General features: G+C 40.0%; 8 protein-coding genes. 4 read left to right on the plus strand and 4 right to left on the minus strand.

The genetic code is table 11. The features are described 5' to 3' along the window. Window positions 1-4 precede the first annotated feature (4 nt). Entirely contained in the window at window positions 5-1,801 is a 1,797-nt protein-coding gene (locus LEPBI_RS18685; protein WP_012476803.1) for a hypothetical protein, read from the minus strand. Continuing rightward, window positions 1,798-3,279, minus strand: a complete 1,482-nt coding sequence (locus tag LEPBI_RS18690) for a hypothetical protein (RefSeq protein ID WP_041770306.1) — start codon at window positions 3,277-3,279, stop codon at window positions 1,798-1,800. Before LEPBI_RS18690 ends, LEPBI_RS18685 begins: the two co-directional genes overlap by 4 nt. A gap of 142 nt (window positions 3,280-3,421) precedes the next feature. Between LEPBI_RS18690 and LEPBI_RS18695 the strand changes: the two genes are divergently transcribed. The 3 genes from LEPBI_RS18695 to mdoH are packed head-to-tail and all read left to right on the plus strand — an operon-like array spanning window position 3,422 to window position 7,408. Beyond that, window positions 3,422-4,996, plus strand: a complete 1,575-nt coding sequence (locus LEPBI_RS18695; RefSeq protein ID WP_012476805.1) for an OpgD/OpgG family glucan biosynthesis protein — start codon at window positions 3,422-3,424, stop codon at window positions 4,994-4,996. Then, window positions 4,980-5,369 carry a hypothetical protein gene (locus LEPBI_RS18700; RefSeq protein ID WP_012476875.1) on the plus strand — a complete coding sequence of 130 codons (390 nt, stop codon included), beginning with the start codon at window positions 4,980-4,982 and terminating at the stop codon, window positions 5,367-5,369. Before LEPBI_RS18695 ends, LEPBI_RS18700 begins: the two co-directional genes overlap by 17 nt. After that, the gene (gene mdoH, locus LEPBI_RS18705) at window positions 5,366-7,408 is read left to right on the plus strand and encodes a glucans biosynthesis glucosyltransferase MdoH (RefSeq protein WP_012476807.1); all 2,043 of its coding nucleotides are present in this window, start codon (window positions 5,366-5,368) and stop codon (window positions 7,406-7,408) included. The genes LEPBI_RS18700 and mdoH overlap by 4 nt, the downstream gene beginning before the upstream one ends. Here the strand turns inward: mdoH and LEPBI_RS18710 are convergent. Next, on the minus strand, window positions 7,386-8,351 hold the full coding sequence (locus tag LEPBI_RS18710; RefSeq protein WP_012476808.1) for a YheT family hydrolase: 966 nt from the start codon (window positions 8,349-8,351) through the stop codon (window positions 7,386-7,388). The genes mdoH and LEPBI_RS18710 overlap by 23 nt on opposite strands. A gap of 116 nt (window positions 8,352-8,467) precedes the next feature. On the opposite strand from LEPBI_RS18710, the gene LEPBI_RS18715 reads away from it, so the two are divergent. Further along, the gene (locus LEPBI_RS18715) at window positions 8,468-8,914 is read left to right on the plus strand and encodes a hypothetical protein (RefSeq protein WP_012476809.1); all 447 of its coding nucleotides are present in this window, start codon (window positions 8,468-8,470) and stop codon (window positions 8,912-8,914) included. On the opposite strand, the gene LEPBI_RS18720 is transcribed toward LEPBI_RS18715, so the two are convergent. Beyond that, window positions 8,915-9,502, minus strand: coding sequence for a helix-turn-helix domain-containing protein (locus tag LEPBI_RS18720; protein ID WP_012476876.1), 588 nt, complete (start codon window positions 9,500-9,502; stop codon window positions 8,915-8,917). Between the last annotated feature and the right edge of the window lie 372 nt (window positions 9,503-9,874).

Genomic DNA, 9,874 nt, shown 5'->3' on the forward strand with positions numbered 1-9,874 from the left:
TCGTTTACTTTTTCTTTTTTTTACCTAGTATTTTTTCTACTTCACCTGGTTCCATGGGAACTTTTACAACCGTTCCACCTTCTTTTCGGATTTGGTCCAAATCAACTACAGCACCCGACAACAATCGACTAGCCTTCTTAGAAGTATCCTTCACGCCATAAACAACCCATTTGCCTCCCTCAAGGGATAACACTAAATACGTACAATCGGCTGCTGCCAAAATCGAATGTGCTGAGATTTGTGCCATGAACTCGTAACTGAGCACAATGCCCGTTCCAATGGCGACACCAGAAGGAACTCCAACCGCTTTTGTGACTTGGTACACACCGTAAGTCACACCGGTTCCAAACGAAGCGGCAGAGCCAACGACACCCACCGTTGCCGATGTTGCTTGCGATGATGCATACGTTACCACCTCACTCGTGGCAGAAGCCCCGGCGATCGTTCCTCCTGCCACAGTTCCTGTGACAGCAAGCCCTCCCCCTAAAACCGCCTGGCCAGTGGTCACACCCACATAACTCATAGGTGCAAGGATGTACTTACCAGATGACTCTGTCACAAAGGCAGCAGACTTCACGGAATAAGCAGATGATTTTCTGGACATAGCAGATGTGACTTTAGCGCCCTTATCTAAAGACTGGACTGATTCATGTACAACCACTTCTGTACTATTGATGATAGAACCTAATACCAGTTCAATGCTAGGTGCTGTCAAATACACAACACCTTTCCCTGTGAGAGTGATGGTTTCCACTAACCCATACATGGTAGTACCTGCAGCATTTGTACCCAAGGCAACAGGATAAATGAGTCCATTCCAAGTCACATAACCTACGGATAATAAAGCCACCTTGCCAATTGGTTTGATGATACTGTCATACAAAATTGCCTTTGCTGTCCTTGAGAATGATTTCAAGAGAGCAGTCGGGATTCCTTCATCTTTGTCGGCAATGGCTTCGATTTCTCCCTTGGCTCTACCCAACTCTTCTTTTGTATCTTTCCCATATTGAAAAATGGTTTCTTTCCAACTCCCAAATATCGTTTCAGAGACAGTCGATCGAATCTCATTGATTTCCGAATTGCGGCTAAAGAATCCACCCTTTCGAAAGTCTTCGTAAGATTCATTCCAAGATGTTTTTAATGCTTCATCCAAATCAATATAACCATAAACAGTGGATTCAAAATCTTTTTGGAAATTCTCTTGGTATTGTTTGAATCTTTTTTTGGCAGAGGGGGATGTATCCTTTGGCATCTCTCTACTCAGTTGCATCTCTGCCCATTCATCCCACTCTTTTCGGATCTCAACCGATTTTGCTATGACGGCTTGGTGGCTTTGTTTTCCCCTTTCAAAAGAAGATCCAATGAGCCCATAGGATTCAGCAACCGAAGCATACATGATAAAGAGTCCCGGTTTTGTGGCGTTTTCACTTAAGAACTTGCGAACCTGTTCTCCTTTGTCATTGATGTTGCCAGCCGCTTTCCAACTCATCTTCGTTCCGTCTTTGACAATCACAACGGATTCAGATGCTTTTAGCATTGATTTGGAAAATTGTTCGGCAGCAAAATCATACCGACTCCCAAGAACAGTAATCGATGCTTCTTCCATGGGAGGGATAAACTTAATGCTTGTACCTTTGACAGGCAATGCGCCTTGGTAATACAAAGAGCTATGTCCTTCGATCACAAGTTTTTTGGTATTCTTTAATGGATCTTCTTGTTTCTTATCTGAGCTTGCGCACGTGATAAGGAGGAAAGATAATAAAAGGGAACAATTGGTTTTGATGAATAATTTAAATTTCATTTCGATGGAGCCTCTAATTTTTTGGAACGCTTCATTTGTTCTGACATCTCGGCATCGAGTACCTTTTTGATCAGCTTTGGATCATCTGATAATACTTTCAGTTTCCCTTTCTTTTTGGCTTCTTCTAAGTTGATCACAGTCCCTGTTGGCAGGTTCTCTTCCTCCACATAATTTCCTTTCACGACGGCGATGACAACCCTTGGCCCATCATAAGCGATGAGAATGGGACCATCCACTGCCGTGAGTAAAATTTGCGGAGGTAACACTGTCAGTGCAGAATAACCCAACACGATCCCTGAACTCATTGTGTACATTCCCGCTTCTGCGACGCCCGTTGTGAGGTCATAAGTGAGTCCTGTTGCATAAGCAGTGGATTCATACCCGACTCCACCTGTTGCACCAAGGGCACCACCAGCCGTTGTGGCGGCAACGGATGTCACTTGGTTAAAGAGTGCAACCGAAGACCCAGAAGCATAGGTAGGCACAGTGGCAGAAGCAGAGAGAATCCCGATAGAGCTAAACATCCCTGCTTCGAGTGTTGGAGAAAACACACGGTATCCAGATTTTGTTGTGTAATAAAAAACGAGTCCCGTTGAAACAAGAGCATTCGAAGAAAAGTTCATCCCTTGCGAAAGGGGAACATAGACTCCATTGACTAACAAGAGTTCCCCTGTATTCACAGTGGTTTTGGTCACAGGTGAAATGACCACTTCCTTCAAAGCAACGGTATACCCTTGGAAGATATCAACGAGTGCAAGGAGTGCATTATCCCTCTCACCTGATTCTTCATAATTTCTTGTGAATTCGTCGGAGGCTTTTTTAAAGGAATCTCCCCAAGAATTCATTATATTCTTTGAATTGTTTTTCAAAGTCGATGTAAACAATTGATTCAGTTGGCTTGATTTTTGATCTCGCGTGTCCGCATACCGACTGAGTTCTTTATCCAATACTTCCCAGTCCGATTTGACTCTTGGGACTAAAAAAACATAACCTAATACAAACCGATTCCCTGCTTCCGAAAAACTGGATTGGGATAGTTTCCATTCTTCTTTCGAAAGTTGGACACCAGCATCATAAATGTCTTCTGTTCTTTTTGTACCATCCGAATACCCTTCTTTTGTCCAATTTTTCACGGCATTCATCGTACTCCCTAGTTTCCCAGGGAAATCTTCACTTCGTTTTTTTAATTTAACCAGTACCATCGCCTTGGCAACGTTTGCACTCATCAGATTTTCTTTGGAAAGGTCGATTGCCTTTTTCCCTGAAGGGATCACCGCCCATCCATGTTCATATAAATTTTTCCTTGATCCATACGAATTGGCAGTTAAAGGAGCGATTTTTTTAAACGTTTGCGGTTTATTAGAGGAGAGGACAGATTCACCGAATACTTTCTCTGATTTTTGTTTACTGAGACAACTAACAAAATTTACGACAAAAACCAAAACAAGACAACAATACAATTTCAAATGGAACTTCATAAGTTGGGAGAACGTTATGGAAGGAAATGAATCATGCAACTGAAAAATATTTCACTATTGCTTAATCCATGTTTAGTGAAACTATTTTATTACATTTCAGAATTTGAATGACCATTCTTGATCATTTCAAAGACTCATTCTTATGAAGAAATTAAACATATACTTTGCCATCATTGCCATTTTGTTATGTGTCTTCGTTATCTTTAAAAAAAATGATCTAACGTTTCATGCCCTCATTTCTCTTTTTGCAATCACCCCCCATTCTGAAGTTTTTGATTTCAATGCGGCAGACAGAATTGCAAAACAAAAATTGAATTCAAAATTCGTTCCCACCCCTGTGTATAAAATTCCGGGACTCGATGGAATCAGTTTTGAAGATTACAGACAAATTGAATACAAACCGGATGTTGCGATTTGGAAAAATTTAGCGCTCCCCTACCAATTACATTTTTTCCACCCAGGACATATTTACAGCAATGGGATCAGAATTTATGAAGTGATCGAAGAAAAGCCAGTGGAGATTCCGTATGATTCCTCTCGGTTTCACTTTGGAAACCTCCCACTCACAGATGATTTTTTTGAGTTGAGTAAAAAACTGCAATACACGGGTTTCCGTGTCCATTATCCAATCAACCAAAAGGAAGCATTGGAAGAATTTTTAGTATTCCAAGGGTCTTCTTATTTCCGCGCATTATCCAAAAACCAAGTGTATGGTTTATCCGGTAGAGGACTTGCTATCAACACAGGCCCTGAAGGAGAAGAAGAATTCCCTATTTTTGAAAGTTTTTATATCAAACGTCCCGAGAAAAATGATTCCTCCATTTTGATTTATGCCATTATGAATAGTGAATCTGTTGCGGGTGCTTATGAATTTTATGTGACACCTGGCGAGATCACAACCATTGACATTCGAGCCAAAATTTATTTACGAAAAAAAATCAAACGTCTGGGACTCTCTCCCATCACTTCCATGTTTCTTTATGGAGAATCAAATATCCCAATCCTTGGAAACATCCATCCAGAGATCCATGACTCGGATGGACTTCTCACATATCTTGGCGAAGACAACTGGGAATGGAGGCCTCTCATCAATCCTAAAAAAACCAAACTGACAACGATCGAACTGAACCATCCCAAAGGATTTGGACTCATTCAAAGAGATCGAAAATTCAAAAGTTACCAAGACGAAAAATTGTTATACCATCGTAGGCCAAGTGTTTGGGTAGAGCCGAAAGGGGATTGGGGAAAAGGTGACCTATATCTTTTGGAATTTACAACGAATTTAGATTCTGATGACAACGTGACTATTTTTTGGGAGCCAAATATCCCACCGAATTTGAAAGAAGGATACGAATTCCAATATAAACTCAGTTATACGGACAAATCACCAGACTCTCACCAATTGGGAAAAACCACCTCCTATTATAAAGGAATTGATCCTCTGTTCCCAAAAGAAAAAATGTTAACCCTTTATTTTACTGGTGATTTTCTGAAAGCGTTAGATGCTAAAACAGAACTGAAAGCTATCATCAAAAATGACATGATCCCAGCAGATCAAATTCGTTATCAAATTGAAAAGATTCGGGAACTTGACCAATGGAGATTACAAATTTGGCATTCATCGCCAATTGAAGTATCCAATTGGAAGGTTCATTTGGAGAAAGAAAATCAAAAAATTACTGAAACATGGATCTACAGAGATGGAATTTCAAAATAATACTTTGTACCAAAGAGAACTTAGTGAACGTCTTCGAACTTTCCTTTTGTTATCGGGCATACAAAATGAATATACGATCTCAAATACACTTTCCCATTTTTTCCAAAATACAAACTTGTCGTATCAGTTGGAACAAGATTGGTCAGTTTGGATCAAGTATGTAGGCGAAAACAAAATCAAAAGAGAATCCTCGCTCCCATTTCCTGACCGAGCTTGGCAATTTGGTTCCATGGTTCCGAAGGATTCCGAATGGAAATCGGATCTTAAAAAATCAAAAGAATCCATTATCAGCTCGTTCAAACCCATTTTCATTTTAGTTTCCATTTTCACTTGGACTGCACTCTATTACCTCATCATCTTTAGGTTATTATGATCCAATTCCATCGTTTTTTATTTTTCAGCGTATTCATTCTACCAATCATCATCGGGCTCACGACGTTTGCACAAATCATCTCTTTTGGTGGAGTTGAGTTAACCGAATATTACCAATTCATAGCATTACTCTTCCTTTTGCCCATGTTATCCTATGGTGCAACCACTTCTCTATTTGGATTTTTGATCTCACTCTTGAAACAAGGTGATCCCTTATTCAATGCAAAGAGGATCCCAGAAAGTGAACTTGATTTTCAGAGTATCGAAAAAGCCTCAGTTGCACTTGTCATGCCCGTATACGAAGAAAATGAAGTATCCATCTTTGCAAGGATCAAAGTCATCTATGAATCACTAGAGAAATACCATTCCCTCCCCAAATTAGATTTTTTTATCTTAAGTGATACAAGAACTCCTGAAAAATGGATCAAAGAAGAAGCCGCCTATTTAGAGTTATGTGAATCGACCGGGAATTACAAAAAATTCCATTACAGAAGGAGAAAAAGTAACCTGAATGGAAAAAGTGGCAATATCGCTGATTTTTGCCGTCGTTGGGGCAATCGATATGAGTATATGATCATTTTGGATGCTGATAGTTTGATGAGTGGGGACATCATGATACAACTCATCGCTATGATGCAACAAAACCCGAAGGCAGGCATCATCCAAACCAATTCCAAATTGTTTCGCGCCACTACTCTTTTCCAAAAATTAACCGAATTTTCCTCCTACCTATTTAGTTCTTATTTCTTAAAAGGTGCTAGTTTTTGGCAGATCAATGCCAATAGTTATTGGGGACACAATGCTATCTTACGCATCAAACCGTTTATGGAATACTGTGCCCTCCCCCATCTTCCCGAATATGGTGGCCTTGGTGGAAAAATTTTAAGTCATGATACCGTCGAAGCAAGCCTAATGCGTAAAGCGGGATATGAAGTTTTGTGTGCCTACGAGCTCGAAGGAAGTTACGAAGAAAATCCTCCCAATATCATCGATGTTTTAAAACGAGACCAGAGATGGTGCCAAGGGAACATGCAACATTTTTGGTTTTTATTTGGAAAAAAGATTCCTCTCATCAATCGCATTCATATCTTAAACGGAATTTTGTCTTACCTCAATTCACCCATTTGGCTTTGTTACATTCTACTTAGTTTGTGGAATTATATCGAAGAAAGTAAGTTCCTCAATTATTCGATGTTGCCAGAAGAGTTTGAATATTTCAAAGCTCAGATTTATGATCCCTTGTATTTGAAGCTTTTGTATCTCTCTTTAATCCTTCTCTTTTTACCAAGAGTATTGAGTTACTTAAGTTTACCGATGGGACAAATATTCAAAAAATTCCCCGCCTTCTTTTTAGAGACTTTATTTTCCATTCTCATCGCGCCCATCTACATGATCTATCATAGCGTTTTTGTGGTGTCCATATTTCTAAATAAAAAAATATCCTGGGGACCTCAGAATCGTGATGCGGAATCGAGTTACTCTTTTTCTTACGTGGTTTCCTCCTTTTTTGGAATCACCATCCTTGGACTCGTTTCTGCTTATATCAGTTACTCCTACTCTCTCATGCTTTTTTTCTTAACCATGCCCATTTGGATTGGTTGGACTCTCTCCATCCCACTTGTCATTTTGACAAGTCGCGAACAAAAATCCTTACAATCGTTTTTTGATCTATCCTATTGGAAACCCAATCGGGAACTCTCAAACAATCTGAGAGAAGAACTCACTCGCACAAAACAGAAACGAATGGAAGGCAAAGAAATTTTTTATGCACTTGTCCACCCGATCTTCCACGAGAAACACAAACAATTGCAAGGGAACAAATCGTACAGGTCCAAAGTTTCGGACTCAATCACAAATGATTTCGAAATTTTACTCAAAGAAGGACCGGAACGATTGGATCGAAAAAAAATCCTAAACATCCTTTCCAATCGGGAACTATTAGATTTATTTTTTCAAAAATTTTGGACCTCTGAAAAATCCAATTGGGGACAGTATTGGAAACAGATTTGGGAAGAGATCAACCCATCTTCTTTTCCATAATCCTCCAATAATACGAAGACCGTTTCCAGTCTTCTATAAAACCGCAGTGACCACCTTTTGCCTCAATGACCACATCAATGTAGGCGGAAGTTGGAATCTCTGTGAACTCTTTCCAAGGGATCACGGGATCATCCATGGATGTCAATATGGTTGTGGGTACTTTGATTGATTTAAAAAAGAGGTCAGACAAAGTATAAGATAAAAAATATTCATCCACAGAACGAAACTGGGAAAATTCCTTCACCATTTTTTCTGTTAAATCCATCACCGATTCATATCGATCCAAATCATGAAAGGAATACAGATGAGGGAACAGTTGGCCTTTTTTTTCGAGTGAAGATTTCCATGAATTTAAAAAATATTTTCGTAGGAATGGGTGTTCATCCATTTTGATTGTGGCTCGCTTTGGATCAAGCGCTGGACTAAAGGCAAAACAATGTTTGAGTCCTGGAATTTTTTGATCCGCTTTTTCTGTGCTATGTTTCCCTGCCACTCGTAAAACAAAATTTCCACCAAGAGAAAACCCAGCTAAATACACAGGGATTTTGGCCTTCACCGACCTTGTCAATTCGAGTACAGCTTCATAAGTTTCTTCCAATAAACTTCCGTTAAAGATCCCTTCGTTTAAATGGTGGGTGTCGCCGTGGTCCCTCAAATTCAATCGATACACTGAATAATCTTTTGCTAAAAAATGTTTGGTGGTTCGAATGATGTAACTGGAATGGATGCTCCCTTCCCATCCATGTACCAAAATGACGATGCCTTTGGGACTCGGAACGCCATGAATTCTTGCAAGTAAATTGACACCTTTTTTAGTTTTGACCGATCTCCACTCACCTTTCAGATTTTTCCCATAGGACTTGTCTGCCTTTGACTTAAAAGATGCCATAAAGGACTGCGCCATGGGACCAGAAAAAAGAGGGATTGGTTTGAATGAACTCATTTTGGTTAGTTCCTAATCTGAAACGAAACTCTTATTTTTCAATAAATTAACAAAACTCTATCCTCAGAATCGACTCTTTCCATTGACAAAGTTTTCTCGCTCGTTACAATTCCCACATGAGATACTTAACCATCCCACTTCTCGTTTTTCTCTTCACTTGCCAAACCTATACCCCTTGGAAATCCGAATGGAAACAAAAAGACGGTTCCGAAGTATTTTATGCCGCAGTCTCTGCAAAAGCAAGTGTCCAAGCGATCGAATCAGGTAGTCTTGCCATGCGAAGGACAACTTGCGTGAACGCAACGAACCTTCTTTCCACTTCACCCAAACTAACAAGCATTCTGCTTGAAAATGAATCGCTTGAGCTCACAGAAACAGAAATCAAAGACTTGGGACGTTTGATTTCCGCTCACAAAATCAAACCCAAACAAGATTCCTGCCAATCAGAGGAAGGTGGTTTTTTCCTAGCAAGCCCAGCATGGGAAAATTGCCAATGTTTGTATATCATTGAATACCCAGGTGGAAGATCCCAATTCCGCCAAGACATCACCCAAGTAAAATAATCACTCGGATTTCGGGGTGCTAAGCCAACGTTCCCAATAACGTAGCGGTAACCCCGTCAGTTCTTCAGGGCCCTTTAGTTTGACAAGAGACTCCCTCGTGGACTCGGACATCGTCTCTGTCATCCAACGTAGGAATTGTTTCCATTTTTCTTCACACGATAGTTCTCTTTTCAAATGTATATGGTATTGTTTCTGTACTGTATGATAAGAGGTCTCACTCCGAGCCAATTCTGCCTTGGACAAGCTTCCGACACTCTCCCCTACTCTTTTCGCACTCTGATCCAATCGATCGGGCCTTGGACATTCGTCCGATAATTTCCTTTCTAACAATACTGGTTTTAAAAATCTTTTTCTACCATCAAAACGTGTTTGAATGAGTAGACCTTTTTCTTTCAACTGCGAGACGAGCCTTGAAATTGTATCTTGTTTCAAATGTAATATCTTTGCAAAATACTCATTGGATGCATAACACCCATCCTTCGCATCCAATGAAACAATTTCTGCATACAAACGAATCTGATTCGGATTTAAATCCAAATCATAAATCCATTGTGCAACCCAAACTCCTGTCCTTTCTTTCCCTTTCATTCTTCCTCTCTTTTCCAACAGAGACCTTCGGTTCCCAAAAAACAAAATGTTCTTTGGATCTTTACGCTAAAGCGAAGACAAAGCTATCGCGACGTAATTAAATTTGGAAGTTTTTACAAACGTCCATGTTTGGAATTCATAGGAATCCCAGGTGATGTATGTTGCGGCATATATGTGGAAGACCGCATTTAAGAGTGAGAGGACTCAAACCCCTACTCCATACTTCTAATCACCAGAATGGATTTTTTTGTCAAGTCCAATGTGACATAATATTTGAGCCGCAAATCCGACAAATTGCCGATTGGTTCGCTGTTTTTTTGGTATTGAATAGGGGAGGGAAGAGAGTCTTTCTGGACTGCTTCCACACAATCC

It is taken from the genome of Leptospira biflexa serovar Patoc strain 'Patoc 1 (Paris)', from assembly GCF_000017685.1.
In the GTDB taxonomy this organism is placed as follows: Bacteria; Spirochaetota; Leptospiria; order Leptospirales; family Leptospiraceae; genus Leptospira_A; species Leptospira_A biflexa.